Below are 25,560 nucleotides of genomic sequence, written 5' to 3'. Positions count from 1 at the left end.
AGGCCCCACCCGGATCGTCGGGTGGGGCCTCGGGTCGTACGGGATCGGGGGTCAGACCGCGAAGGTGGTCGGCCGCTCGGTGGCCGGTGCCGGCGGACGGGCCTTCCACAGGCCGGTCTTCTGCGCGGCGAGCCGAGTCAGGTAGGCCGGGTTGAGGATGACGTAGCGACGCCAGAGCCGCTTCGGCTCCAGACCGAGCCGCCAGAACCACTCCAGCCCGGCGCGCTGCATCCACGGCGGCGGCTGGCGCAGCAGCCCGGCGTGGTAGTCGAAGGCCGCGCCGACCGCCATCATCGGCATGTCGAGCAGCGGTCGCATGGCGTACGTGAAGACCTCCTGGCGCGGGCAGCCGAGCCCGACCAGGACGAGCCGCGCGCCGCTGGACCGGATCCGGTCGGCGATCTCGGCGTCCTCGCCCGGCTGGACGGCCCGGAACTTGGACGGTTCCACCCCGGCGATCTTCAGCGCGGGGAACATCCGCTCCAGTGCCGGGATCAGCTTGGCCAGCGTCTCCTCGGTCGACCCGTACAGGTAGACCGGCAGCCCCTCGTCGGCGAAGCGGGAGAGCACGTGCAGGGTCAGCGTCGGGCCGTAGACCCGGTCGGTGAGCCCGGCGTGGTGCAGCAGGTTGAGTGCCCAGCGCACCGGCTGCCCATCCGGCGTGACCACGTCGAAGGAGTTGAGCCGGGCGTTGTGCGCCGGGTCCAGGACACCGGTCATCACGCCGTGCACGGCCAGCGCGGTCAGCGCGAGCGGACGCCGCTCGTGCGCGGCGGTCACCACCGCGTCGGTCGCCGTGGCGTAGTCGGTGGCGTCGACCAGGACGCCGAGCACGTTGCGCTTGGTGCGGGACGTCATGACTGGGGCACCCACTTGTCCACGTTGGCCTCGTAGATCTCCCGCAGGATCATCGGTACGTCGTAGGTGATCTTCCAGTCCGGGTACTGCTCCTCGAACCGGGCCATGCTGCTGACGTACCACTTGTGGTCGCCGGTGCGGTTCTGCTCGACGTAGTTGATCCGCGCCTCGCGGCCGGTGATCTCCTCGGCGATCCGGAACGCCTCGATGTGCGAGGTGTTGGAGTGCCGGCCGCCGCCCAGGTTGTAGACCTCCGCCGAGCGCGGTGCCCGGAAGAACGCCTCGAACGCGCTCAGCACGTCCCGCGAGTGGATCGCGTCGCGGACCATCTTGCCCTTGTAGCCGAACAGGTTGTACGTCCGGCCCTCCATGACGCAGCGCATCAGGTACGCCAGGAAGCCGTGCAGCTCGGCCGCCGAGTGCGCCGGGCCGGTCAGCGTGCCGCCCCGGAAGCAGGCGGTCTTCATGTCGAAGTAGCGGCCGTACTCCTGGACCATCACGTCCGCGGCGACCTTGGAGGCACCGAAGATCGAGTGCAGGGATCTGTCGATCGACATGTCCTCGGTGATGCCCTCGTACCACGGGTGGTCCTCGGGCAGCTCGTACCGGGTTTCCAGCTCGACCAGCGGCAGGCTGTTGGGCCGGTCACCGTAGACCTTGTTGGTCGAACAGTGGATGAACGGTGCGTCGATCGCGTGCTTCCGGGTGTTTTCCAGGACGTTGAGCGTGCCGCCCGCGTTGACGTCGAAGTCGGTGTACGGCTCCTTCGCGGCCCAGTCGTGACTCGGCTGCGCGGCGCTGTGGATCACCACGGCGATGTCCGAGCCGTACCTCTTGAACACCTGCTCCAGGCCGTCGCGGTCCCGGATGTCCACCGCGAAGTGGGTGTACGAGTTACCCAGATCACGGCCGAGCCGCTCCAGGCTCCAGGATGTGGAGCCGTCCTCACCGAAGAAGTACCGGCGCATGTCGTTGTCGATGCCGACGACATCCAGGCCGAGGCCGGCGAAGTGCCGGACCGCCTCGGAGCCGATCAGACCACCAGACCCGGTCACCAACGCGACACTCACACGCCACTCCTGGTCCATCGGAGGCAGAATCCATCGGAGCATAGCGTGACGCCCGACGCGCCCCGATATGACGGAAGGGCCCCGCATGATGCGGAGCCCTCGTCGGTGGTGGGGATGGGGGGAGTTGAACCCCCACGCCCTTTCGGGCACACGGACCTGAACCGTGCGCGTCTGCCATTCCGCCACATCCCCGTGGCACAACCCGGAACACTGTAGCCGCCCCGATCCCGCTGTCTCCAGCGGGCCTCGGGAATACTACGCTGTCCCAGGTGCTCGCCACGAGCGGTTACCGTTCGTGGCGGACGAAAGATTAGCACGGCAGTCCCGGTCCTTCCGAGTGGGCCGGGAGCAGCCGGCCGAGCGGCGTGTGAGCTGCACGCGCGCCGGCCGGATACCATCATGTCCTCGGGACCCGAGGAGGAGCCGGTGAGCGTGCTGCAACGCTTCGAGAAGCGTCTGGAAGGCCTGGTCGAAGGGGCCTTCGCCAAGGTCTTCAAAGGGGTGGTCCACCCCGTGGAGATCCTCAACGCCATGCAGCGGGAGGCCGAGGCGCACAAGGCGATCCTGGCCGGTGGGCGCACGTTGGTGCCCAACCGCTACGTGATCGATCTCTCGCCGTTCGACCACAGTCGTCTGGCGCCGTACGCCGCCGCACTGGCCCAGGAGCTGGCCCAGTCGCAGGCGGAGTTCATCGGCGAGCAGGCGTGGACGGTCTACGGTGACGTGATCGTGGAGATCGAGCGGGGTGACGGCCTGGACACGGGCATGTTCCGGGTCACCGCCGAGGTCTACACCGGTGGCGAGGTCGCCCCGGTGTCGGCGCCCGGCTACGACGCCGGCCCGCCCGCCTACCCCGCGTACGACCAGGGTGGTGGCTACGGCCCGCCGCCCGGCCACGGTGGCGGCCGCAACGTGCGGCTGGTCTCCGGCGACGGCCGCACCTACCCCCTCCAGATGGGGTCGACGGTGATCGGTCGTGGCGACCAAGCCAACCTGCGTCTGCCCGACGTCGGCATCTCCCGGCGACACGCCCGGCTGGATTTCGACGGCGGCCAGGTCGTGCTGACCGATCTGGGGTCGACCAACGGCACCATGGTCAACGGCCAGCGGGTCTCCGCGGTCGCCCTCAACCCGGGTGACATGGTCCAGCTCGGCACCACGACGCTGACCTTCCGCGTGGACGGCTGACCCGCCTTGCCGGAACTGGTCATCACCGTTGCCCGGTTCGGATTCCTGATCCTGCTGTGGATCTTCGTGTTCACGGTGGTCGGCGTGATTCGCCGCGACCTGTTCGCGGGGGCCCGGTCCGGTCGCCTGGTGGCGGCGCCGCGAGCGGTGGGCGCCTCGACGGGGCAGGCGGCCAAGCCGGCGAAGGTGAAGCGGGGCAGGGCGGCGCACCAGCTGGTGGTGACCGCCGGTCAGCTGGCCGGCACCAGGATCACTCTCGGTGAAGCGCAGATCACCATCGGTCGGGCCGAGGACTCCACCTTGGTCATCACCGACGACTACGCCTCCGCGCGGCACGCCCGGCTCGTGCCCCGCGACGGGCAGTGGTTCGTCGAGGACCTCGGCTCGACTAACGGCACGTACCTAGATCGCGCTAAGGTCACCGGACCAACCCCCGTCCCCCTCGGCGTGCCGATCCGGATCGGCCGCACTTCCCTCGAATTACGGCCATGACTCTGACCCTGCGCTATGCGGCCCACAGCGACCGCGGTCTGATCCGAGACGGCAATCAAGACTCCGTCTACGCCGGGCCGCGGCTACTCGCCGTTGCCGACGGCATGGGCGGCATGGCCGCCGGTGACGTCGCCAGCAACATCGTCATCGGTGCCATGGCGCCGCTCGACGAGGACGTCCCGGGGGACGCTCTCGTCGACGCGTTGCGTTCGGCCGTGGGTACCGCCAACCAACAACTCCGCGACACGGTGGACGCCAACCCGCAGTTGGAGGGGATGGGCACCACGCTGACGGCGACCCTCTTCTCCGGCAGCAAGATCGGGATGGTCCACATTGGTGACTCGCGGGCCTACCTGCTGCGCAACGGTGAGTTCGCGCAGATCACCAAGGACGACACGTACGTCCAGATGCTCGTCGACGAGGGCCGGATCAGCGCCGAGGAGGCGAGCAGCCACCCGCAGCGGTCGCTGCTGACCCGCGCCCTCGACGGCCGGGACATCGACCCGGAGTACTCGGTGCGCCAGGTTCTTCCCGGCGACCGGTACCTGATCTGCAGTGACGGCCTCTCGGGCGTGGTCAGCGCCGAGACCATCGGTGAGACCCTGCGGGAGTACCCCGACCCGCAGCAGTGCGTCGAGCGGCTGGTGCAGCTCGCGCTGCGCGGCGGCGGCCCGGACAACATCACCGTGATCATCGCCGACGCCACCGACCAGGACATCGTCGAGGCGACCCCGATCGTCGGTGGCGCCGCCGCCCGGGACCGGGGCATGGCCACCTCCGCCGACGACTCCACGCCGGCCGCCCGGGCCTCCGCGCTCTCCGCGCCGCGCCCGGCCGTGCCCGAGGAGCCCTCCGCCTCCGACGACGAGCCGGATCGCCCGAAGCGCCGGCCGGTGCGGGCCGCCGCGATGGCGCTGGCCCTGCTGGTGATCGTCGGGGGTGGGTCCTTCGCCGGCTGGACGTACACCCAGCGGCAGTACTACGTGGGTGCCACCGAGGAGGGGCAGGTCGCCGTCTTCCGGGGCATCCAGGGTCAGATCGCCGGGATGGACCTCTCCACCGTGCACCGCACCAGCGGCACCCGGCTGGACGACCTCACCGTCGCCGCGCAGGACACCGTCAAGGTGGGCATCCGGGCCAAGAGCGAGCCGGACGCCGAGCGCCAGCTCGCCGAACTGACCAGCGACACCCCGAGCAACCCCAACCTCAAGCCGCTCTGCCCGTCCGACCAGGCCGTGGTGGGTGCGACGCCGACCCCGGACGGGGCGACCCCGGCACCGAACGGCAGCCCCACCGCCAATGCGCCGGCGACTCCCAACGGGACCGTGACCGCGGGCCCGAGCACCGAGGCAACCGCCACCGTCGGTGTGACCAGCCCGACGACCACACCCGACGCCACGCCCTCCGATTCGACACCGCCGACGCTCGATCCGGCCGGTTGCCGGTCTCCTGAGTGAGCGTCGGCTGAGATCCAGAGGATTCCACCCGTGACCGTAGCGGCCACACCGGCACCCTCGCCCGCGACCACGGGCGGGCAGTCCGGCGTACGCCTGGCCCGGTCCCGGCGCAACGCCGAGCTGTCCCTGCTGCTGCTTGCGATGGTGCTGGTGGCCGCGTACGGGGCGACCGTCGAGGCGAACCTGTTGGACACGGTCACTCCGGACTTCTGGATGCCCGCCGCCGCCCTCGGAGCGGTCTTCCTCGGTCTGCATCTGGTCATCCGGTTCCTCGCCCCGTTCGCCGACCCGGCCCTGCTGCCGGCGGTAGCCCTGCTCAACGGCCTCGGGGTGGGTTTCCTGCGCCGCATCGACCTGGGTGAGGCCCCGGTGGCCGACCGGGAGACCCTGGCCGTCTTCGCCGGCATCGGGGGCCGGCAGTTGGCGTGGACGCTCGCCGCGGTGATCCTCGCCGCCGGCCTGCTCGCCATCATGCGTGACCACCGTTCGGTGTCCCGGTACGCGTACACCCTGGGGTTGGCCGGCATCGTGCTGGTGATGCTCCCGGCGGTGCTGCCGTCCAGCATCTCCGAGATCAACGGCGCGAAGCTGTGGATCCGGGTGGGTGGTTTCTCCATCCAGCCGGGTGAGTTCGCCAAGCTGGCGCTGCTGGTCTTCTTCGCCTACTACCTGGTGCGCAAGCGCGAGGTGCTGTCGCTGGCCAGCAGGCGGTTCCTCGGCATCGACTTCCCGCGTGGCCGTGACCTCGGCCCGGTGGTCGGGGTCTGGCTGATCAGCCTCCTGGTGCTCGTGTTCGAGAAGGACCTGGGCACCTCGCTGCTGTACTTCGGCATGTTCGTGGTGACTCTCTACATCGCCACCGAACGGGTCAGTTGGCTGCTGATCGGTCTGGTCCTCTTCTTCGGCGGTGCGTACCTGGCGTACGTCCTCGGCTCGACGGTCGGCGGGCCGTTCGCCAACTTCTACGTGCGGGCCGAGATCTGGCTGGACCCGTTCGCCGACCCGACCGACAAGGGCTACCAGCTCGTCCAGGGCCTGCTCGCCCTCGGCACGGGCGGGCTCTTCGGCACCGGGCCGGGCGGCGGTCAACCGGACATCCTCCCCGAGGTGCAGAATGACTTCATCTTCGCCGGCATCGGTGAGGAGATCGGCCTGTTCGGCCTCTCCGCACTGCTGGTGGTCTACCTGCTGATCGTGGAGCGGGGCCTGCGCGCCGCGCTCGCGGTGCGTGACTCGTTCGGCAAGCTGCTCGCGGGCGGTCTCGCCTTCACCCTGGGCCTGCAGGTCTTCGTGATCGCCGGCGGCATCAGCAAGCTCATCCCGCTGACCGGCCAGACCACCCCGTTCCTGTCCGCCGGTGGTTCGTCGCTGATGGCGAACTGGCTACTCATCGGGGTCCTGCTGCGGGTCTCCGACGGCGCTCGGCGGCCGGTGACCGGCGGTGCCGGCAAGGCGAGCCGACCGGCCGGCGGGCCGCCCGAGCAGTTGCATGGTGCTCCCACGGAGGTGATCAAGCCGTGAACGCACCCCTGCGCCGCGTCGGCGTCGTCGTCATGGTCCTGTTCGGCCTGCTCTTCGCGAACCTCAACTGGATCCAGGCGTACAAGGCCGACGAGTACCGCACCAGCGACTACAACGGCCGGGTCCAGGTTGCCGACTACAAGCGCAAGCGCGGCAACATCGAGGCCGGCGGCACGGCGGTGGCCACCAGCAAGGAGACCACCGGCAAGCTGAAGTTCCAGCGCACCTACCCGGGCGGCGCCAAGTACGCCCACGTGCTCGGCTACAAGCCGGTCAACCTGGCGGACCAGGGCATCGAGCAGGTGGAGAACGACTTCCTTGCCGGCACCAGCGACCAGTTGATCGGCGACCGGTTCAAGGACATGTTCACCGGCGACGAGACCGGGGGCGGCAACGTGCTGCTCACGCTCTCCAGGCGGGCCCAGGACGTGGCGTACGACCAGCTGCGCAACAACCAGGTGGGTGCGAAGAGGGGCGCGGCGGTCGCCATCGACCCGCGTACCGGTGCGGTGCAGGCCCTGGTCTCCATGCCCAGCTTCGACCCGAACCCGCTGGCCAGCCACGACACGGCTGCGGCGGCCGCGGCGTTCAACAAGCTGGAGCAGGATCCGGAAGGCCCGTTGAAGAACCGCGCGCTCGCCGAGACGCTGCCGCCGGGCTCCACCTTCAAGATCGTGGTGGCCGCGGCGGCGCTGGAGAACGGCGTCAGCAAGTCGACGCCGATCCCGGCCGGCCCCAGCTACACCCCGCCCACCTCGGGCAGCCCGATCCGCAACGCCGCCCCGTCGATCTGCCCCGAGGCGCAGGTCACGCTGCAGGAGGCGATCACCGAGTCCTGCAACACCGGTTTCGCCCAGCTCGGCGTGCGGTTCGGCGCCGACAAGATCAAAGAAAAGGCTCGGCAGTTCGGCTTCGAGCAGGACGACCTCACCGTCGGCCAGCTCGGCGAGGGCGGTCTGCCGACGGCGGCCAGCCGCACCGGGGACATGCAGAACCCGGACGGCAGCACCGACCCGGCCGCACTGGCCCAGTCGTCGATCGGCCAGAACAACGTCCGGATGACGCCGTTGCAGGGTGCCCTCATCGCCGGGTCGGTTGCCAACGGCGGCAGCCAGATGCGGCCGTACCTGGTCCGGCAGCTCCTCGCGCCGGACCGGACCACCAGCTACTACACCGCCAAGGCGCGGGAGTTGCGCCAGCCGGTCAGCCCGCAGGTCGCCGGCGACCTGCGGGACATGATGCTCACCGTGGTCCAGAACGGCACCGGCCGGAAGGCGGCCATCGCCGGCTACACGGTCGGCGGCAAGACGGGCACCGCGCAGTCCGCCCCGGACCGGCCCGACCACGGCTGGTTCATCGGATTCGCCATCGACAAGAACGGCAATCCCGTCTCCGCGGTGTGCGTCGTGCTGGAGCAGGCCGGCAGCGGCGGCAGCGCCGAGGCGGCCCGGATCGGCGGCCAGATCATGCGGGCCGCCATCGCCGACCCCGGAGGCCGCTGACATGCTCAGCCCCGGCGTCCAACTCGGCAACCGCTACCGCCTCGACGAGCGGATCGCCAGCGGCGGCATGGGTGACGTCTGGCGCGGCACCGACCAGGTGCTCGGCCGGACGGTCGCGGTAAAGAGCCTGCTTCCCGCGCTGCTCGACGACCCGGACTTCGCCGAGCGGTTCCGCGGCGAGGCCCGGACCATGGCGACCATCAACCACCCCGGCGTCGTGGACGTCTACGACTTTGGCAACGACCAGCAGATCGCGTTCCTGGTCATGGAGTACGTGGAGGGCGACGCCCTGTCGTCGACGCTGAGCCGGGTCGGCCGGCTCACGCCGGCCCGGACGATGGCCCTCGTCGCGCAGGCCGCGGACGCGCTGCACGCCGCCCACGAGAAGGGCATCGTGCACCGCGACGTGAAGCCGGGCAATCTGCTCGTCCGGCCGAACGGCACGCTGGTGCTGACCGACTTCGGCATCGCCCGCTCCGACCTGGTCGGTCAGCTCACCGCCGCCGGTTCGGTGCTCGGCACCGCCTCGTACATCTCACCCGAGCAGGCCACCGGCGGTGTCGCCACGCCAGCCTCCGATGTGTACGCCCTCGGCGTGGTCGCCTACCAGTGCCTGGCCGGGCGGCGTCCGTTCGAGGGCGACAACCCTCTCGACATCGCCATGCGGCACGTCCGGGAGACCCCGCGCCCTCTGCCCGCGGACATTCCGCCGCAGGTCCGGGCAGTGGTGGAACGAGCGTTGGCCAAGGATCCGGCCGCCCGCTGGCCCAGCGCCGCAGCCCTCGCCGGAGTCGCCCGCCAGCTCAAGGCCGCGCTCTCCCAGCAGGCCCGGGGCGGCCACCCGGGTCCGGTCTCCGGTGCGCCGGCCTCGCCGGCCGGGCCGGGCCGTGCGCAGGTGCCGCAGTCGCAGCACCATCGGCCACCGGCCGGCCCGCACCGTCCGGCGCCCGCCGGGCAGCGGCCGACCGCGATCGCCCCGGCCCAGCAGCCCCGTCCCACCGCCGTCGCGCCGGCGGTCCCGTACGCCCGGCCGCCGGCCGCTCCGACCGGCTACCCACGCGGTGCCGCAGCCGTGCCACAAGCGCAGACCCGGCAGGAACACCCTCCGGCGTACGTCCGGCAGGGCATTCCTGCGCCATCCACGTCCGCGCCCCGCCGGTCCCGGCCCGGAATGGTGCTTCTCGCCATCCTGCTGGCCGTGCTGGTCCTGCTCTGCTCGGGCGTGATTTCCTACAACCTGAAGAAGCAACAGTCGCAGTCCGGCGAAACCGGTGCGCTGGCTCCGCACGCGGCGACGTCCGGCGCGCTGCGGCCAGACGGACGCGACGATCCGACCCGGACGTCGTACCGTCGTGAGGTACGGCTCCAGCCGGACGACGGCGGGACGACGACGAGCGAAGGACGACAGACGCGATGACAGCGCAGGCCCGCCTGCTCGGTGGCAGGTACCAGGTCGGCGAGCTGCTCGGCTATGGCGGCATGGCCGAGGTGCACCGCGGTCGCGACCTCCGACTCGGTCGGGACGTCGCGATCAAGATGCTCCGCACCGACCTCGCCCGGGATGCGACGTTCCAGATGCGGTTCCGTCGGGAGGCGCAGAACGCCGCGTCGCTCAACCACCCGGCGATCGTGGCGGTCTACGACACCGGCGAGGAGACCGCGCCGACCGGTGAGACGCTGCCGTTCATCGTCATGGAGTTCGTCAACGGACGGACCCTCAAAGAGGTGCTCGGCGCCGAGGGCCGGTTGCAGCCCCGCCGCGCGCTGGAGATCTGCGCCGACATGTGCGCGGCGCTGGAGTTCAGCCACCGGCACGGCATCATCCACCGCGACATCAAGCCCGGCAACGTGATGCTCACCCAGACCGGCCAGGTCAAGGTGATGGACTTCGGCATCGCCCGGGCGCTGGCCAGCGGCGCGACCACCATGACGCAGACCAGCGCGGTGATCGGCACGGCACAGTACCTGTCGCCGGAGCAGGCGCGCGGCGAGGCCGTGGACGCTCGTTCCGACGTGTACGCGGCCGGCTGCGTGCTCTTCGAGCTGGTCTGCGGGCACCCGCCGTTCGTCGGGGACAGCCCGGTCAGCGTCGCCTACCAGCACGTCCGGGAGACGCCGCCGACGCCGAGCGACATCAACCCGGACGTCACCCCGGCCGTCGACGCGATCGTGCTCAAGGCCCTGTCGAAGAACCCGCTCAACCGTTACCAGAGCGCCGGCGAGATGCGTGCGGACCTGCTCCGCGCCGCCGCCGGCCGGCCCGTGCTGGCCACGCCGGTGATGCGCGAGGCGGAGACGGTGGCGATGGCCCCGGCCGGCGGCGGGGGCGGCTATCCGGCTCCCGCCGGCGGGCAGCAGACCCGGCAGATCCCGGCCCGGGTGGGTGACCCGCGCCAGCGTAAGGCGTCGTCCTGGCTGATCGCGATGTTCAGTGCGGTCGGTGTGCTGGCGGTGATCGCCCTGGTCGCCGCCCTGCTCTGGAACCAGCAACAGGACAAGGCCCTGAAGTCGGTGCCCACACTCACCGGCAAGAGCCAGGAAGTCGCGATCACCGAGATCCGCAACGCCGGCTTGCAGCCTCAGGTTGGCGATCCGGTGCTGGACAGCACCTGCAAACCGAACACGGTGTTCCAGCAGAACCCGCAGCCCGGTGCGCGGCTGAAGGAGAGCCAGACGGTCACCATCCAGATCTGTGGTGGCAAGCCCGAGGTGACCGTCCCGGCAGGTCTCAAGGGCAGCAAGCGGGAGAGCGCCATCGCGCGGCTGGAGGAGGCGAAGCTCGTCCCCGAGATCAAGACGGTCGATGGTGAGGCGAGCGAGGACGAGGTGCTCAGCGTCAACCCACCGTCGGGGCAGAGCGTGCCCGAGGGCACGACGGTGACGCTCACCGTCTCGAACGGCAAGGTCCGCGAGGTGCCGGACGTCGTCGGACTGGGTCAGGAGGAGGCCACCCGCGTCCTGCGCAACGCCGGCTTCACGGTCGTTGCGCAGGACGGCCCGGAGGTGCCCGCCACCGAGGCGGGAAAGGTCACCGACCAGAGCCCGAACGGCAAGGACAAGAAGCCGACCGGCACGAAGGTGACCATCAAGATCAGTCAACCGGAGCCCGTCACCGACCCGACGCCCACCGGCACACCCACGGGTACGCCGACGGGCACGCCGACCTCCCCCGGCACCGGGGCCGGCCTCGGTCTGCCGATCCCGCCCCCGCCGAACCGGCTTCCCGAGGACTAGGCCGAGCCAACGAGCGTGGGTGACGCGCAGGCGCCCGCTGCGACGCCGGCGCACCGCTGGCGGCGACGCCTCCGACGTCTGGCCGTTCTGGGCGTCGTCGCGCTGCTGCTCGCCAGCCTGCCGTGGCTGTGGACGACGATCTCCGCACGCGGCCACCTGTACGCCGAGGCCGACGCGCCCTCCGCCGACGTGGTGATCGTGCTCGGCACCGCCGTGGCGGCCGACCGGCGGCGGCCGGGTGAACGCCTCGCCGGCCGTCTGGAGACCGCCGCCGCCCTGGTGACCGGCGGGCGGGCGAAGGTTATCCTCGTGTCGGGCGACGGCGGCGGGACGTCGGGTGACGAGACGGCGGTGATGACGTCGTACCTCACCGAACTCGGCGTCGATCCGCGGCGCGTGGTGGCCGACCCGTCCGGCCTGGACACCTACGACAGTTGTGCGCGGGCCCGCCAGGTGTACGGCGTCGAACGGGCGCTGATCGTGACGCAGTCCTACCACCTGTCCCGGGCCGTGACGCTGTGCCGTCATCTGGGCCTCGACGTCGACGGGGTGGCCGCCCGCTGCCCCGGCTGCGGACGCGCCCTGCTCGTCGAGAAGTCGGTCCGGGACTATTTCGCCAGTGGCAAGGCCGCGTGGGACGCGGGTCGGGGTCGAGCGCCGCAGGTCCGTTCGCCCGCCGACCCGGCGGTCCGGGACGCGCTGGGCAGCTGAACCACCGGCCCGTGTCAGATGGTGACGAAGGCGGCCCGGCGACGGGCGTCGACCTCGGCGGCCAGCGCCGGCGCACGCTCCAGCGCCTCGGGGTGACCGCAGCCGGCCAACCAGTTGGCCAGCATCAGGTGGCCGCCCTCGGTGAGCACCGACTCCGGGTGGAACTGCACGCCCTCGATGGGCAGCGTCCGGTGTCGCATCGCCATCACCACGCCGGAGCCGGTCCAGCCGGTGACCTCCAGCTCATCGGGGAGCGTTTCGGGCAGCACCGCCAGGGAGTGGTACCGGGTGGCGGTGAACGGGTCCGGCAGACCGGCGAGGACGCCGACCGACTGGTGCCGTACCTCGGAGGTCTTGCCGTGCAGCAACTCGGGGGCGCGGGTCACGGTCGCCCCGAACGCCTCGCCGATCGCCTGGTGCCCGAGGCACACACCGAAGATCGGTAGCTTGCCCGCGTACTCCCGGATGACGTCCAGGCAGATGCCGGCGCGGTCGGGGCTGCCCGGTCCCGGCGAGAGCAGGACACCGGCCGCGCCCACCTGGCCGACCTCGGCGACGTCGATCTCGTCGTTGCGGCGGACCTCGCACTCCACGCCGAGCTGGCCCAGATACTGCACCAGGTTGAAGACGAACGAGTCGTAGTTGTCGATCACCAGGACGCGCATGGTCACCTGCTCGGGGAGGGCGGCGCGGAGTTGTTCTGGTCGGTGTCGTACGGCAGGTCGTGCTCGTCGCCCGCCGGGGTCTCATCCGTCACGGCGTCCCCGCCGCCCGTCTCACCGGGTACGCCGGAATCCTGGGTGACCTGCACGTCGTCGAAGGGCAGCAGCGGCTCGGCCCAGGGGAAGGCCACGTACCAGAGCAGGGCCCCCGCGGCGGCGGCGAGCAGCACCGAGCCGGTGAGCTTGCCGGCCAGCCCGAAGGGCAGCTTGCGCCAGATGAACGCGTACATCGGGTCAGCCTTCCAGCTCCGCGGGGCGGCCCGCCGACTTGGGTTGGGTCCGGTCCAGCTCCGCGTGGATGATCAGCCGCTGGTAGTTGTCCCATTTCGGGTTGCAGGTCGTCAGGGTCAGCATCCGCTTGGTGGGCTTCTTGTCCGGCTCGCCGGGCACCGGGGCGACCACCTCGACCTGGGTCGGCTTGACGATCCGGATCTGCGCCACCCGGTAGACGTACCAGTCGTTCTTGCCCTCGACGACGATCGCGTCGCCGTCGTCCAGCTCGTCCAGGCGCCAGAACGTGGCCCGGTTGCGGTGGCCGGCGACGGAGAAGTTGCCGACCTGGCCGGGCAGCGCACTGGTCGGGTAGTGACCCGGGGCGTACCGGATGTCGTCCTGGGTGACGCCCTCGACGACCACCCAGTTCTTGTCGAGCTTGGGGATGTAGAGGCCCGCGATCGGCTTGCCGTGCACCGGCGGGGACGGCTTGGCGCTCGGGGCGCCGGCCGACGGCGCGACCGTCGGGTCGCCGCCCCACGCCTGGGTGAGCTGGTGAGTGAGGTCGTTCTGGTGGGCGTCGACGACGGCCGACTTGCCCCACACCTCGTAGCCGGCGAAGAGCAGCACCACCAGGCCGAAGGTGATGAGGACCTCGCCGGTGACCCGGATGCCGCTGCGCAGCCGGGAGCCGAACGACGGGCGGGTGAGTTCCGAGTAGACGCTCTTGTAGCCCGCACCGGTCTGGTGCGGGCGGAGCTGGACCACCCGTTCGCCGCGCCGGGGCCGGGGAGGCTCGGCGGGGCCGTCGCCGGCACCGGGCGGCTCGTCTACGTCGGTCGGTGTGCGGGGCACGGCACCCATCAGCGCCGTGGAGTCCATCGCCGGCGGTCGGACCGACGGCCCGGCGGAGACGGTGGGGATCAGCGCGGTGGCGGACGGGTCAGCGGTGCGTTGAGGCCCGGCCGGGGGGATCGAGCCGGCCGGGGACGTCGGGGCGGCGGCCGGGGAGCCGGCCGCGCGGGTGGACCCGGTGCCGACCGTGGGGATGAACGCGGTCGGCGCGTCGCCAGCCGGAGGAGTCGGCGCACCCGAAACCGCCGGCCGGATCGAGGGGGCGGGAGCGGTTGACCGGGATGGCGTCGCACCGGGCGTACCCGGGTGGGTCGGCGTGGCCTTCGGCAGACCCGGCGTGCCACCGGTGGCCGACGGCCCGGTGCCGGGGGCAGGTGAGCGGGTCGGCCCGGTGCCAGAGGCTGGCGGGGTCGATGCCGTGCCGGGTGTGGGCGTGCGGGATGGCAGCTCGCCGGCGGTGCTCGGGCGTACCGGCTCCTGGTTGGGCGCGGTCGGTCGGCCGGGGTTGCCGCCGGGGGCAAGGCCTGACCCGTCGTGTGGCCCGGCGGCGGCAGCACCAGGCCAGGCCGGCGGCGCGGTTACCGGCGGTGGCACGGCCGCTGGCGGCGGCGCGGTTACCGGCGGTGGCACGGCCGCTGGCGGCGGCGCGGCGGCGGGCGGTGGCTCGGGGCTGGTCGGTGGGCGCGTGGCCCGGGGGCGGGCCGGCAGCTCGGGGGTGGGCCAGTTGCTGGCCGGGCCGGGCCGGGCCGGCGTCTGATCGGGCCGGTCGACCTTCGGCAGGAACGCCGTCGGGTCGTCGGCCTGGTCCCGGTGTCGCCCGTCCGCGCCGCTCACCTGGGCACCGTAGCCGAACGCAGGGCCGTCGAGTCCTCGAACGCCGGGACCGTCACCCTCGAGACGGCCTCCTCCTTATAACCGAGCTGGTAGTCATCGACTGCGTCCTTGAACAACCGGACTCCCTCAGAGCTGGCGAGGGCCTGCTGAAGGGCAGCGGGGTCGCCGATTGCCACGATCTTGAACGGTGGAGAATACACCCGCCCGTGGAGCAACAGGGTGTTACCGACGCAGCGTACCGCGCTGGTCGCGAGCACGCGGACATTCATGATTGACATGGCCTCCGCCCCGCCGGCCCACAGCGCGTTGACCACCGCCTGCACGTCGCCCTGGTGTACGACCAGGTCATCGTTGCTGGCGTCCGGGTGGGCCTGGTCCGACTGCGGCGCGTCGTTCAGCTCGACCGTCACGCCGGGGCCGGCGAGCGGGGTGAAGCCGGCGGCCTGGAGGCCGCCCTCGGCGCGGTCCCGCTGGGCCTTGATCGGGCCGTCCGAGTCGGCGAGCGCGTCGGTCCGTTGCTCGACCTCGCCGCGCAGTGTGGCGGCCCGGCGCTCGCTGCCCGCCACCTGCTCGCGGCGGTCCTCGATGAGCTGGTTGAGCTGGGGCCGGCGGTCCTCGCGCAGCGCGGTGCCGTCGGCGGTGGTGGCGGAGGTGGTGAACAGCAGGCCGGCCGCGGCGGCGATCAGGGGCACCCCGATCGACCAGCCCGGTCTGCGTTGACGGGGTCGCCGGGGCAGCAGCCCGGCGCCGGCCCGTCGGAGGACCTTCTGCCAGGAGGCGGCGCCGGATGTGTACTCCACCGAGCGTTCCTTCCGCGTGTCGGGGATCGGTCCGCCCCGGCCCGGCCGGTGATACGAACAGTCCCGCCTTTTTCGGTCACTCCGTGCACCGGCCTGACCCCATTCGTGGTCCGGGCGGGCGTTCCGGACTACGCTAGCTCTCGAACATTATTGGCCATGGACCGTCGCCCCCGCGCCCGGTTGTCAGGCCGGACGAGGTCGTCACCCCCTCTGGAGAGCGTCGTGCCCAAGTCACAGGTCCGCAAGAAGAAGGTGTACACCCCGCCGACGGACGTGCGTCCGACGACGGCGGCGACGTCGCGCAAGCCTAGCCCGGTGTGGCTGCCGGTCACCGCGGTCGCCCTGATCGTCGCCGGCATCGGCTGGCTGGTCGTCTACTACCTCTCCGAGCAGGAGTACCCGGTCATGTCGTGGGGTTACTGGAACCTCGCGGTGGGCTTCGGTGCGATGGTCGCCTCGCTGGCGCTGCTCTCCCGCTGGCGTTGAGCCGGCCCCGGCGCCGAGACGCCGGAGGGTCCACGTCACCCCACGAGCCCCTGCCCGGCGGGATCGGGCGGGGCACCCTATGGTGTCCGCAGGGCGGCGTGGCCGGATGCGAGATGACTCACGTTACTGCTGGGTAACCTTGCGCGTAGGCTGCACTGCATGACCGAGCGGAGCGAGGTCATCGACCGGTCCGGTCGCGGGTGCGGCAACGGCGTGAGGCCGCTTCGCACCTGACCCGGCCCCGGTCGCCGAGCCGCTCGACAGGCAGCAGACCGGGAGGCCAACTCGATGGGCAGCGTCCAGATCGTCACCACGATCCTCGCGGCCGCCATCACCGCGGTGGCGGTGTGGCTTGCGGTGCGCGCGGTCATGAAGATGACGGCCGTCATCCGGCTCGGGCAGCCCGCGCCGGAGCGGTTCGCCGACAAGGCCGCCCGCACCAGGACCATGCTGGTGGAGACCGCCGGCCACACCCGGATGCTCAAGTGGAGCGTGGTGGGTGCGGCGCACTGGTTCGTGATGGTCGGGTTCGTGGTGCTGTCGTTGCTGGTGCTCGAGGCGTACTTCGAGGTGGCCACCACCGACGGCGGTTTGCCGATCATCGGGCACTGGACGATCTTCGGCCTGGTCACCGAGATCATCGGTGTGCTGGGTCTGGTGGGCATCCTGGTGCTGATGGCGATCCGCCTGCGCAACCGACCGAACCGGCCGGGCGGACGCTCCCGGTTCACCGGCTCGACCATGTGGCAGGGCTACTTCGTCGAGTGGATCGTGCTGCTGGTCCTGATCTTCGGGTTCGTGATCCGGGGCTTCAAGGTCGCCACCGGCCACTTCGAGTTCCCGTTCTGGGCCACCCCGGTCAGCCACGCGGTCGGTGCGGTCCTGCCGGACTGGGCGGACGGCGTCAGCGTCGCCGCCGCCATCAAGATCATTATTTCGATGACGTGGCTGATCGTCATCTCCCTGAACGTCACCATGGGCGTCGCCTGGCACCGCTTCCTGGCGTTCCCCAACATCTTCTTCAAGCGCGAGCCGGCCAAGCCGGCCGGCTCCGGCCTCGGCGCGCTGCGCCCGATGACGAGTCAGGGCAAGCCGCTCGACTTCGAGGAGGCGGACCCGGAGAAGGACCAGTTCGGCGTCGCCCACGTCGAGCAGTTCAGCTGGAAGGGCCTGCTCGACTTCAGCACCTGCACCGAGTGCGGCCGCTGCCAGTCGCAGTGCCCCGCCTGGAACACCGGCAAGCCGCTGTCGCCCAAGCTGCTCGTGCTGAGCCTGCGCGACCACGCGTACGCCAAGGCGCCGTACCTGCTGGCCGGCGGCGGCAAGGACCTGACCGGCGAGGAGAAGGCCACCGCCGCGCAGCTCGCCCACCTCGACGTGCTGTCGCTCGCCGAGGGCGACAAGCCGTTGATCGGCGACGCCGAGTCCGGTGGCGTCATCGACCCGGACGTGCTCTGGTCCTGCACGACCTGCGGCGCCTGCGTCGAGCAGTGCCCGGTGGACATCGAGCACGTCGACCACATCGTCGACATGCGCCGCTACCAGGTGCTGATCGAGTCGAGCTTCCCGTCCGAGGCCGGCGTGATGCTGCGCAACCTGGAGAACAAGGGCAACCCGTGGGGTGCTCCGCAGAACACCCGCGAGGACTGGACCAAGGGGCTGGACTTCGAGGTGCCCCGGGTCGGCGAGGTGGACGACTTCGAGTACCTGTTCTGGGTCGGCTGCGCGGGCGCGTTCGAGGACCGGGCCAAGAAGACCACCCGCGCCGTGGCCACGCTGCTCAACGAGGCGGGCGTGACGTTCGCGATCCTGGGCGAGGGTGAGACCTGCTCCGGTGACCCGGCGCGACGCATCGGCAACGAGTTCGTGTTCCAGATGCTCGCCCAGCAGAACGTCGAGACCCTCAACGAGGCGTTCGAGGGCCGGGAGAAGGCCAAGCGCAAGATCGTCGCCACCTGCCCGCACTGCTTCAACACCCTGGGCAACGAGTACGGGCAGCTCGGCGGCGAGTTCGAGGTGGTCCACCACACCCAGCTCCTGGCCCACCTGGTCTCCACCGGAAAGCTCACCCCGGTGCAGCCGGTCGACGGCGGGGTCACCTACCACGATCCCTGCTACCTGGGCCGGCACAACCGGGTCTTCGCGGCACCCCGCGAGGTGCTCGGGGACGCCATCGAGGGCGAACTCACCGAGATGCCGCGCAACAGCGAGCGCTCCTTCTGCTGCGGCGCCGGCGGTGCCCGGATGTGGATGGAGGAGAAGATCGGCAAGCGGATCAACGTGGATCGCGTCGAGGAGGCCATGGCCACCGGCGCCAAGACGGTCGCCGTGGGCTGCCCGTTCTGCTCGACGATGCTCAGCGACGGCGTCAACGGCAAGGGTGCCGGCGAGCAGGTCGAGGTGATCGACGTGGCCACCGTGCTGCTCCGCTCGGTCAAGCCGGAGCAGCCGCAGAGCGACAGGGACGCCGCGCCGGTCGGCGGCTGAGCAGCGTACCCCTGGATCGATGTCGATCGACGGCGGTGGCGCCCCCGGGTGCCGCCGCCGTCGTGGGAGAATTCCCGCCGAGGTGAGGCGACATCAACGGCCTGCTGCTGACCACGCTGCTGCCCCTGGTCGGCTTCGTCGCGTTGACCGCGGGCAACGCGTTCTTCGTCGCGGCCGAGTTCGCCCTGGTCACGGTCGACCGGGCGGAGATCGACCGGCGGGCCGCCGCCGGCGACCAGGCCGCCCTGACGGTACGCACCGCACTGCGTGAGCTGTCCTTCCAGCTCTCCGGGGCGCAGCTCGGCATCACCATCACGGCGCTGCTCACCGGATACCTGGCCGAGCCGGCCCTGGCGCGGATCTTCACCCCGTTGCTGCGTCCGGTGGCGGGAAGCGGCGCCGAGCGGTTCACGCCCTTCCTGGCCCTGGCGCTGGCCACCCTGCTCTCCATGCTCTTCGGTGAGCTGGTGCCCAAGAACGCGGCGCTGGCCCGGCCGATGCCGGCCGCGCTGGCCACCGCCGGTCCGATGCACACCTTCTCCCGTACGTTCGGCTGGCTGATCCGGGGGTTGAACGGCTCGGCGAACCGGCTGGTGCGGGCGCTCGGTGTGGAGCCGCAGGAGGAGTTGGCCAGCGCCCGCTCACCGGAGGAACTGGGCCTGCTGGCGGCCATCTCGGCCCGCGCCGGTGCGCTGCCCACCGACACCGCGATGCTGCTGCGCCGCACCATCCGGTTCGGTGACAAGCGGGCGGCCGAGGCGATGACCCCCCGCGTGGACGTGGTGGCGCTGCGGGCCACGGCCACGGTGGCGCAGCTGCTGGAGGCGTCCCGACAGACCGGGCGGACACGCTTCCCGGTGTACGAGGAGACCCTGGACCTGGTCACCGGCGTGGCCGGTGTGCCCGACGCGCTGGGCGTGCCGTTGGCGGCCCGGGCCTCGACCATGGTCGGCTCGGTGGCCCGCGAGCCGGTGTACGTGCCGGAGAGCCTCAACCTGGACGGCGTACTGGCCGCGCTGAAGGCAGCCGGCGCGGATCTGGCGATCGTGGTCGACGAGTACGGCGGCACGGACGGCGTGGTGACCGTCGAGGACCTGGTCGAGGAGTTGGTGGGGGAGATCGCCGACGAGTTCGATCCGGCCACCGTGGACGACGCCGGTCCGGTCGAGCTGACCGTGCCCGGCGGGGAACGCACCGTGCTGGTCGACGGGGTGTTGCGGTCCGACGAGTTGGCCGAGCAGACCGGTTTCCGGCTGCCCGACGGTCCGTACGAGACGCTGGCCGGGTACCTGATGGCCCGGCTCGGGCACATCCCGTTGGCCGGCGAGACGGTCGAGGCCCAGGGCTGGGAGTTCACCGTGGTGGAGGTGGAGCGGCACCGGATCGAGCAGGTCCGGGTGCTGCGCCCGGCGGAGCCGGACGACGATGACTGAGCTGCTGGTGACCGTGCTGTTGCTGCTGGGCAACGGGTTCTTCGTCGGCAGCGAGTTCGCGCTGATCGCGTCCCGGCGGACGGTGATCGAACCCCTCGCGGCCGGCTCGAAGCGGGCCCGGTGGGCGCTGTCGGCGATGAACCAGATCCCCCTGATGATCGCCGGCGCCCAGCTCGGCATCACGGTCTGCTCGCTGGGCCTCGGTGCGATCGCCGAACCGGCGCTGGCGCACCTGCTGGAGCCGCCGTTCCACGCGGCCGGCCTGCCGGACCGGGCGGTGCATCCGGTGGCGTTCGTGCTGGCGCTGGGCGTGGTGGTCTTCCTGCACACGGTCGTCGGCGAGATGGTGCCGAAGAACATCACGCTGGCCGGTCCGGAGGTCTCCGCGCTGTGGCTCGGCCCGGCGATGCTGGCGTTCTGCGTGGCGACCAAGCCGCTGCTGTTGGCCATGAAGTGGGCGGCCCGCCGGGTGCTCGCGCTGTGGCGGATCGAGGCGTCCGAGGCGGTGAAGTCGGTGTTCACCGCCGAGGAGCTGGCCGGGTTGGTCTCCCAGGCACGTACCGAGGGATTGTTGGACGCCGAGCAGCACGCGCGGATCACCGGCGCGCTGGCCCTGCACGCGCGGACGGCGGCGGACGCGTTGCAGCCGTGGTCGACGGTGGTGACGGTGGCCGAGGATGTCTCGCCGGCGTCGCTGGAGGTGCTGGCCACCCGGACCGGTCGGTCCCGCTTCCCGGTGGTGCAGCGGTCGACCCGCCGGGTGCTCGGCTTCGTGCACGTCAAGGATGTGCTCGGCTACGCCGGGCAGGGTCGTCGTGCGCCGGTGCCGGCCGAGGTGTACCGGCCGCTGGCGGTGGTGCCGCCGGAGCGTACGCTCGCCGACCTCCTGCTCGCGATGCGCCGCGAACGGCGGCACATGGTGCTGGTGAGCGACGGGCGGCGTCCACTCGGTGTGGTGACACTCGATGACGTATTGACCGCAATCGTTGGTTGATCGACTGATACCCTCGGTGTGCAAGCGGTTGCGTGACAGTGATGGTGACCGGGTTCGCCTTGATTCCGGTGCGGCGCTTCCCTAATGTGGGGCACCGACCGCTGTGGGTCGTCTGCCTCGGCCCTTCCCGCACGCGAGGCGCCCGGCGGTCGGTTGCAAAGGAGTCGATGCCGGTGGCAACCATGCCCCCTCATCGTCACGCCCCAGGGCTGTCCGCGCGGCCGGGCGGTCTGCGCCGGGTCGCACACCGTCTGCTCGTCCTGGTCGCCGCGGCGGCCGTCGGAGCCGGTGTGCTCGCCGTGCCCGCGCAGGCCGAGCCCTCGGTCGACGAGATCGAGGCGCAGATCGACAAGCAGTGGGAGCAGTTGGAGCCCGCCGTCGAGCAGTACAACAAGGTGCGATCGCAGCTGCAGGTCAACCGCAAGAAATCGGCGGACCTGCAGAAGAAGATCGAGCCGCTGGCACTGCAGAGCGAGTTGGCCCTCACCCGGGTCGGTGACCTCGCCTCCCGCTACTACATGTCGGGTCCGTCGCAGGACATCGGCGCGCTGCTGGTCAGCGCCAAGCCGGACACCCTCACCGAGCAGCTCACCGTTCTGGACCGGCTTGCCGCGCAGGAGCGCAAGGAGGTCGCGGGTGTGCTCGCCGTGCGAGCCAAGTACGACGGCGAGAAGCAGAAGCTGGACGCGCTGATCGCCACCCAGACCAAGCAGCAGAACGAGTTGGCCGCCAAGAAGAAGCAGATCGACGCCGAGATCAAGAAGCTCGAGGCGTCCCTGCCGAAGACCACGATCAAGACCGCCGGTTGCCCGACCATCAACGGTGTCGCCAGCACCGCCGCCCAGAAGGCGATCAAGACCGCCTGCCAGCAGGTCGGCGACCCGTACGTCTGGGGTGCCGTCGGCCCGAACGCATTCGACTGCTCGGGTCTGACCCAGTACGCCTACAAGTCGGCCGGGATCTACCTCACCCACTACACCGGCGCCCAGTGGAACGAGGGTAAGGCCGTCTCTCGGGCCGACGCTCGCCCCGGTGACCTGGTCTTCTTCTACGGCGACCTGCGCCACGTCGGCCTGTACCTGGGCAACAACCTGATGGTGCACGCGCCCCGCGCCGGAAGACCGGTGACGGTGGCTAGCCTCACCATGCCGGTCGCCGGTTTCCGCAGACCCGGCTGATCCGCCCAGGCACGACGACGGCCCCCGGTCACCGACCGGGGGCCGTCGCGGTTTCTCAGCGGGGTGCGCCCGCCGGGCACGGCAGGAGCTGCACGTCGGCCAGGTTGACGTACATGATGCGGTGGCCGAACTGGATCTGCGCGTACCGGTTCTCGCCGCGGATCACCGTCCAGTCGCCGGGCGAGGACCCGTCGAACGTGCTGGCCCGGTAGTACTCGCCGGCCAGTACCGCGCCGACGGCGTACCGCTGCCCGGCGGCGAGGGTGTACTGAAGTGGGGAGATCGTCTGGTAGGGCACGCCGGCCGGGTAGGCCGCCTGCTCCGGGTACGCCCGCCCGTACACGGGGATGGTGGCCCGTCCGGGCTTCGGGGTGGCCACCACGCCCACGGTCCACCTGGCCGTCGGCGCGGACGCCGGGTTGTGGAACCAGGCGCGTTGTCCGAGGTACCAGATGGCCGTCCAGTCCCCCTGCCGGCCGGCCAACGCGTACGTCTGGCCGGCGGAGGCCCGGGCGCCGTGATCCGACACCTCCATGGTGTTCGGGGTGCCGTCCGGGCGTAGTGCGATGTCGTTGACCAGGGGCGCGTCGGCGGACGGCGCGGTGTGCAGCACCACCGACGAGGAGCCGCGCGGCGCGCACGGCACGCCGGGGGTGACGCATCCCGTGAACACCGGTTGGTTGGTGGCGGGGTCCGGGTCGATCCGGACCAGCCCGGTGGCCGGGGTGCCGGTGTCCAGTCGCGGCGCGTGCAGCAGGTCGAAGTAGTGCGACCAGTCCCAGTAGGGCCCCGGGTCCCAGTGCATCCCGCGAACGGTCGACGCGATGGTGCCGGGCACGTTGTCGTGGCCGATGATGTGCTGGCGGTCCAGCGGGATGCCGAGCCGCAGCGCGAGGTGCCGGACGAGTTTCGCCGAGGTCCGGTACATCGCCTCGGTGTACCAGGTGCCCTGCGCGGCGAAGCCCTCGTGTTCCAGGCCGATCGACTTGGCGTTGACGTACCAGTTGCCGGCGTGCCAGCCGACGTCCTTGGTCTTCACGTGCTGGGCGATGTGCCCGTCCACCGAGCGCAGTGAGTAGTGCCAGCTCACGTAGGTCGGGTCCTGAACGAGTTTCAGGGTGGTCGCCCAGCTCGCCTCGGTGTCGTGGATGACGATGTACTCGATCTTCTGCCGGGCGGGCCGGTCGGAGAGGTCGTGGTTGCCGTAGTCCCCGTCGCCGAACGCCTCGTAGGGCGCCGGGATCCATTCGCAGGAGACGGTGCGGGGGCATTCCAGCCCGTCCGGTCGGGCCAGCCGGCGCAGGCCCAGCCGGTCCAGCCAGGAACGCTCCGGCTGTACCGCGCGGGCCGGCAGGGTGATCCGTTGGCCGTCGTCGGTCACCCGGGACTCGCCGGCGCCGATCGTCGTGAAGACCTCGTCGGCGAAGGCCGCCGCCGCGTCGGCGCTGTCCGCGCCGGCGTAGCGGGCCACCGCGCCGTACCAGGTGGCCGGGTCGGTGCCGGCGCCCACCGGGGCACCTAGCTCCTTCTGGTACGCGGCCAGCAGCGCCGCCCCGCCCCGGATGTTGACGTCGGGGTCGGTGCGCAGCGACTCCGGCGCCGCGCCGGTCAGGGTGGCGGCGGTGTCCACGGTCTGCAACGCGGTGCCGGGTGGTGCGGGGTCCGCGGCCTGCGGGGGCGCGGGTGCCAGCGCCGGACGGGAGTCGTCGCCGCGCGGGTCCTCGGTGCCGGCGTCGTGGTGACCGCGCCCGGGCAGGGCGGCCACGTGGCGGGCGTCGGTCAGGTGCATCGGGCCGTAGCCGCCGCTGGTGCTCGGTGTGCCGGCGTTGCTGTCCCAGCGCGACTCCAGGTAGGAGACGCCGAGCAGCACGTCGATCGGTACGCCGTACTCCGCTGCCGCGGCGGCGTACCGCTGTTGACGGTCGACGGTGGGTGCGGCGGCGGCCGCGCCGGCGGGTAGCGGTACCCCGGTCGCGGCGGCGACCACGGCGGCGGCGAGCAGGGCGCGCCGGCCGGCGGACAGGGTTGGACGGTGCATCGAACCCCCTAGATTCCACGGACAAAGGTGAGGTCACCTTCGCGCCGCCCGGGAGTCCGCGTCAATACCTTTCCATGTATCGACGCGTTCGGAAGGAAATCTTCGCCTATCGCCGGCGACCCTCTCCGATCGGTACGGAGTGTCACGGCCGCACGGGTTGCGGATCGGTAACGGGCGTCTCTACGCTGGTCATTCGTCGGCCCGATAGCAGGTCCGCCCACCCCGGGCGGTGACGGACCGACACCGCCGAGTCGTTTCCGAACGAACCGGGGACCCAGGTTCCTCGGGGTGAATCCGCAGCCACTGCGGTAGGGCGCCGACTTCCCGCCCGAACCCGTCAGCTAACCCGGTAGGCGGTCAGGAAGAAGGAGAACGGAACCCCGGTGGCACTCCATGCCCCGCGGCCGCCGTCCGAGCGGCCGGCAGCAGCCGGCCCGACAACGATCGTGCCGCGCCCACGCTGGTCCCGCTTCACCAACGCTCTCGCCGCACTGGTCGGCGTCGCCGTCGTCCTGACGGGCAGCGCCACGGCGGCCCACGCCGACCCGTCCGTCGCCGAGATCGAGCGCCAGATCGACGCCGACTGGAACAAACTCGAACCCATCATCGAACGGCACAACGCCACCCGGGCCGACCTCGCCGTCAAGCGCAAGCAGGCCGACGCCCTGGCCGCCCGGATCGCTCCCCTGGAGCGTCAGGTCGACGCCGCGATGGACAAGGTCAGCGCCCTGGCCGTGCGTGCGTACAAGGGCGAGAACGTCTCCACCGTCAACGCGGTGCTCGGCAGCCGGTCGCCGAGCGAGGTGGTCGGGCAGCTCGAGATGCTCGACCGGTTCGCGCACAACCAGCAGCAGGACGTCCGCCAGGTGGCCGACCTGCGTGACGAACTGGCCGCGCAGAAGGCGCCGCTGGACGAGATGGTGACCCAACTGGGCCGTACCGAGGCGCAGTTGGCGGCGAAGAAGAAGCAGATCAACGAGGAGATCGACCGCCTGCAGAAGCTGCGCCTCAAGGTGTACGGCAACGGTGGCGGCGGCCCGCTGCGTCCCGCGCCCTGCCCGGCCAGCTATCCCGGAGGTGCCGCGGGCACGGCGGTCAAGTTCGCCTGCGCCCAGATCGGTAAGCCCTACGTGTGGGGTGCCGAGGGTCCGAACTCGTACGACTGCTCCGGGCTGATGCTGGCCGCCTGGGCCAAGGCCGGGGTGTCGCTGCCGCACAACGCCGCCGCGCAGAGCCGGGTGACCAAGAACGTCAGCAAGGGCGACCTGCTCCCCGGTGACCTGGTCTTCTACTACAGCGACATCCACCACGTCGGCATGTACGTCGGCAATGGCTGGGTGGTGCACGCCCCCCAGGCCGGTCAGCCCGTCAAGATGAAGAAGGTCGGCGACGGCCCGATCCACAGCTACGGCCGCCCAGGCTGACCCAGCCCGGACGCCCGAGGGCCCGCCGCGATCCGTTCGCGGCGGGCCCTCGGCGTCTGCCCG

The 25,560-nt window shown here is 71.2% G+C and carries 21 protein-coding genes, 1 tRNA gene and 1 riboswitch; of the genes, 14 read left to right on the top strand and 8 right to left on the bottom strand.

What is annotated here, in order from left to right:
- Positions 1-51: 51 nt before the first annotated feature.
- From O7620_RS24615 to O7620_RS24605, 3 genes are all read right to left on the bottom strand, one after another.
- The gene (locus O7620_RS24615; protein WP_278125404.1) at positions 52-858 is read right to left on the bottom strand and encodes a WecB/TagA/CpsF family glycosyltransferase; all 807 of its coding nucleotides are present in this window, start codon (positions 856-858) and stop codon (positions 52-54) included.
- Positions 855-1,970 (bottom strand): NAD-dependent epimerase/dehydratase family protein, encoded by a 1,116-nt coding sequence (locus O7620_RS24610; RefSeq protein ID WP_278125402.1) that lies wholly within the window; start codon positions 1,968-1,970, stop codon positions 855-857. Before O7620_RS24610 ends, O7620_RS24615 begins: the two co-directional genes overlap by 4 nt.
- A gap of 64 nt (positions 1,971-2,034) precedes the next feature.
- Positions 2,035-2,120: transfer RNA gene (locus tag O7620_RS24605), tRNA-Leu, on the bottom strand.
- Positions 2,121-2,327: 207 nt separating this feature from the next.
- Between O7620_RS24605 and O7620_RS24600 the strand changes: the two genes are divergently transcribed.
- The 8 genes from O7620_RS24600 to O7620_RS24565 are packed head-to-tail and all read left to right on the top strand — an operon-like array spanning position 2,328 to position 12,033.
- Complete coding sequence (locus O7620_RS24600; protein ID WP_139586798.1) at positions 2,328-3,116, top strand: DUF3662 and FHA domain-containing protein; 789 nt, start codon at positions 2,328-2,330, stop codon at positions 3,114-3,116.
- Positions 3,117-3,122: 6 nt separating this feature from the next.
- Positions 3,123-3,608 carry an FHA domain-containing protein gene (locus O7620_RS24595; RefSeq protein WP_074315675.1) on the top strand — a complete coding sequence of 162 codons (486 nt, stop codon included), beginning with the start codon at positions 3,123-3,125 and terminating at the stop codon, positions 3,606-3,608.
- Positions 3,605-5,065, top strand: a complete 1,461-nt coding sequence (locus O7620_RS24590; protein ID WP_278125398.1) for a protein phosphatase 2C domain-containing protein — start codon at positions 3,605-3,607, stop codon at positions 5,063-5,065. Before O7620_RS24595 ends, O7620_RS24590 begins: the two co-directional genes overlap by 4 nt.
- A 30-nt stretch (positions 5,066-5,095) precedes the next feature.
- Complete coding sequence (locus O7620_RS24585; protein ID WP_151491907.1) at positions 5,096-6,586, top strand: FtsW/RodA/SpoVE family cell cycle protein; 1,491 nt, start codon at positions 5,096-5,098, stop codon at positions 6,584-6,586.
- Complete coding sequence (locus tag O7620_RS24580; protein ID WP_151491908.1) at positions 6,583-8,088, top strand: penicillin-binding protein 2; 1,506 nt, start codon at positions 6,583-6,585, stop codon at positions 8,086-8,088. The genes O7620_RS24585 and O7620_RS24580 overlap by 4 nt, the downstream gene beginning before the upstream one ends.
- Before the next feature lies 1 nt (position 8,089).
- On the top strand, positions 8,090-9,505 hold the full coding sequence (locus O7620_RS24575) for a serine/threonine-protein kinase (protein WP_278125394.1): 1,416 nt from the start codon (positions 8,090-8,092) through the stop codon (positions 9,503-9,505).
- Positions 9,502-11,322 (top strand): Stk1 family PASTA domain-containing Ser/Thr kinase, encoded by a 1,821-nt coding sequence (pknB, locus tag O7620_RS24570; RefSeq protein WP_278125393.1) that lies wholly within the window; start codon positions 9,502-9,504, stop codon positions 11,320-11,322. The genes O7620_RS24575 and pknB overlap by 4 nt, the downstream gene beginning before the upstream one ends.
- Before the next feature lie 15 nt (positions 11,323-11,337).
- Complete coding sequence (locus tag O7620_RS24565; RefSeq protein ID WP_278125392.1) at positions 11,338-12,033, top strand: ElyC/SanA/YdcF family protein; 696 nt, start codon at positions 11,338-11,340, stop codon at positions 12,031-12,033.
- Positions 12,034-12,047: 14 nt separating this feature from the next.
- Here the strand turns inward: O7620_RS24565 and O7620_RS24560 are convergent, their stop codons facing one another.
- The 4 genes from O7620_RS24560 to O7620_RS24545 are packed head-to-tail and all read right to left on the bottom strand — an operon-like array spanning position 12,048 to position 15,457.
- Positions 12,048-12,698 carry an aminodeoxychorismate/anthranilate synthase component II gene (locus O7620_RS24560; protein ID WP_151491912.1) on the bottom strand — a complete coding sequence of 217 codons (651 nt, stop codon included), beginning with the start codon at positions 12,696-12,698 and terminating at the stop codon, positions 12,048-12,050.
- A 2-nt stretch (positions 12,699-12,700) separates the two neighbouring features.
- Positions 12,701-12,985, bottom strand: coding sequence for a hypothetical protein (locus tag O7620_RS24555; protein WP_151491913.1), 285 nt, complete (start codon positions 12,983-12,985; stop codon positions 12,701-12,703).
- A gap of 4 nt (positions 12,986-12,989) precedes the next feature.
- On the bottom strand, positions 12,990-14,657 hold the full coding sequence (locus O7620_RS24550; RefSeq protein ID WP_278125391.1) for a class E sortase: 1,668 nt from the start codon (positions 14,655-14,657) through the stop codon (positions 12,990-12,992).
- A complete protein-coding gene (locus tag O7620_RS24545; protein WP_151491520.1) occupies positions 14,654-15,457 on the bottom strand; it encodes a DUF881 domain-containing protein in 804 nt (267 codons plus the stop codon). Before O7620_RS24545 ends, O7620_RS24550 begins: the two co-directional genes overlap by 4 nt.
- Before the next feature lie 222 nt (positions 15,458-15,679).
- On the opposite strand from O7620_RS24545, the gene O7620_RS24540 reads away from it, so the two are divergent.
- The 5 genes from O7620_RS24540 (at position 15,680) to O7620_RS24520 (ending at position 22,035) form a co-directional block, all read left to right on the top strand.
- The gene (locus tag O7620_RS24540; protein ID WP_151491519.1) at positions 15,680-15,943 is read left to right on the top strand and encodes a cell division protein CrgA; all 264 of its coding nucleotides are present in this window, start codon (positions 15,680-15,682) and stop codon (positions 15,941-15,943) included.
- A gap of 288 nt (positions 15,944-16,231) precedes the next feature.
- A complete protein-coding gene (locus tag O7620_RS24535; RefSeq protein ID WP_278125389.1) occupies positions 16,232-18,430 on the top strand; it encodes a (Fe-S)-binding protein in 2,199 nt (732 codons plus the stop codon).
- A gap of 119 nt (positions 18,431-18,549) precedes the next feature.
- Positions 18,550-19,863 carry a hemolysin family protein gene (locus O7620_RS24530; protein WP_278127135.1) on the top strand — a complete coding sequence of 438 codons (1,314 nt, stop codon included), beginning with the start codon at positions 18,550-18,552 and terminating at the stop codon, positions 19,861-19,863.
- Positions 19,856-20,857 (top strand): hemolysin family protein, encoded by a 1,002-nt coding sequence (locus O7620_RS24525; RefSeq protein WP_278125388.1) that lies wholly within the window; start codon positions 19,856-19,858, stop codon positions 20,855-20,857. Before O7620_RS24530 ends, O7620_RS24525 begins: the two co-directional genes overlap by 8 nt.
- Before the next feature lie 167 nt (positions 20,858-21,024).
- Entirely contained in the window at positions 21,025-22,035 is a 1,011-nt protein-coding gene (locus tag O7620_RS24520) for a C40 family peptidase (protein ID WP_278125387.1), read from the top strand.
- A 55-nt stretch (positions 22,036-22,090) separates the two neighbouring features.
- Here the strand turns inward: O7620_RS24520 and O7620_RS24515 are convergent, their stop codons facing one another.
- Positions 22,091-24,073: a peptidoglycan recognition family protein gene (locus O7620_RS24515; protein WP_278125385.1), complete on the bottom strand. Its 1,983-nt coding sequence runs from the start codon at positions 24,071-24,073 to the stop codon at positions 22,091-22,093.
- Between the two features lie 234 nt (positions 24,074-24,307).
- A riboswitch (cyclic di-AMP (ydaO/yuaA leader) is annotated at positions 24,308-24,443 on the top strand.
- Positions 24,444-24,456: 13 nt separating this feature from the next.
- Here O7620_RS24515 and O7620_RS24510 point away from each other — a divergent pair.
- On the top strand, positions 24,457-25,497 hold the full coding sequence (locus O7620_RS24510) for a C40 family peptidase (RefSeq protein WP_278125384.1): 1,041 nt from the start codon (positions 24,457-24,459) through the stop codon (positions 25,495-25,497).
- Positions 25,498-25,560: the final 63 nt, after the last annotated feature.

The sequence above is a fragment of the Micromonospora sp. WMMD710 genome (assembly GCF_029626045.1).
In the GTDB taxonomy this organism is placed as follows: Bacteria; Actinomycetota; Actinomycetes; order Mycobacteriales; family Micromonosporaceae; genus Micromonospora.
The sequence above is the reverse complement of the archived record's forward strand: the minus strand, read 5'-3'. Positions and strand labels throughout refer to the sequence as shown.

Excerpts from the sequence above, each read along its gene's own strand:
- O7620_RS24615 (WP_278125404.1), bottom strand. The coding sequence starts at position 858 with ATGACGTCCCGCACCAAGCGCAACGTGCTCGGCGTCCTGGTCGACGCC.
- O7620_RS24610 (WP_278125402.1), bottom strand. The coding sequence starts at position 1,970 with ATGCTCCGATGGATTCTGCCTCCGATGGACCAGGAGTGGCGTGTGAGT.
- O7620_RS24600 (WP_139586798.1), top strand. The coding sequence starts at position 2,328 with ATGTCCTCGGGACCCGAGGAGGAGCCGGTGAGCGTGCTGCAACGCTTC.
- O7620_RS24590 (WP_278125398.1), top strand. The coding sequence starts at position 3,605 with ATGACTCTGACCCTGCGCTATGCGGCCCACAGCGACCGCGGTCTGATC.
- O7620_RS24575 (WP_278125394.1), top strand. The coding sequence starts at position 8,090 with ATGCTCAGCCCCGGCGTCCAACTCGGCAACCGCTACCGCCTCGACGAG.
- pknB (WP_278125393.1), top strand. The coding sequence starts at position 9,502 with ATGACAGCGCAGGCCCGCCTGCTCGGTGGCAGGTACCAGGTCGGCGAG.
- O7620_RS24560 (WP_151491912.1), bottom strand. The coding sequence starts at position 12,698 with ATGCGCGTCCTGGTGATCGACAACTACGACTCGTTCGTCTTCAACCTG.
- O7620_RS24555 (WP_151491913.1), bottom strand. The coding sequence starts at position 12,985 with ATGTACGCGTTCATCTGGCGCAAGCTGCCCTTCGGGCTGGCCGGCAAG.
- O7620_RS24535 (WP_278125389.1), top strand. The coding sequence starts at position 16,232 with ATGGGCAGCGTCCAGATCGTCACCACGATCCTCGCGGCCGCCATCACC.
- O7620_RS24525 (WP_278125388.1), top strand. The coding sequence starts at position 19,856 with ATGACTGAGCTGCTGGTGACCGTGCTGTTGCTGCTGGGCAACGGGTTC.
- O7620_RS24520 (WP_278125387.1), top strand. The coding sequence starts at position 21,025 with ATGCCGGTGGCAACCATGCCCCCTCATCGTCACGCCCCAGGGCTGTCC.
- O7620_RS24515 (WP_278125385.1), bottom strand. The coding sequence starts at position 24,073 with ATGCACCGTCCAACCCTGTCCGCCGGCCGGCGCGCCCTGCTCGCCGCC.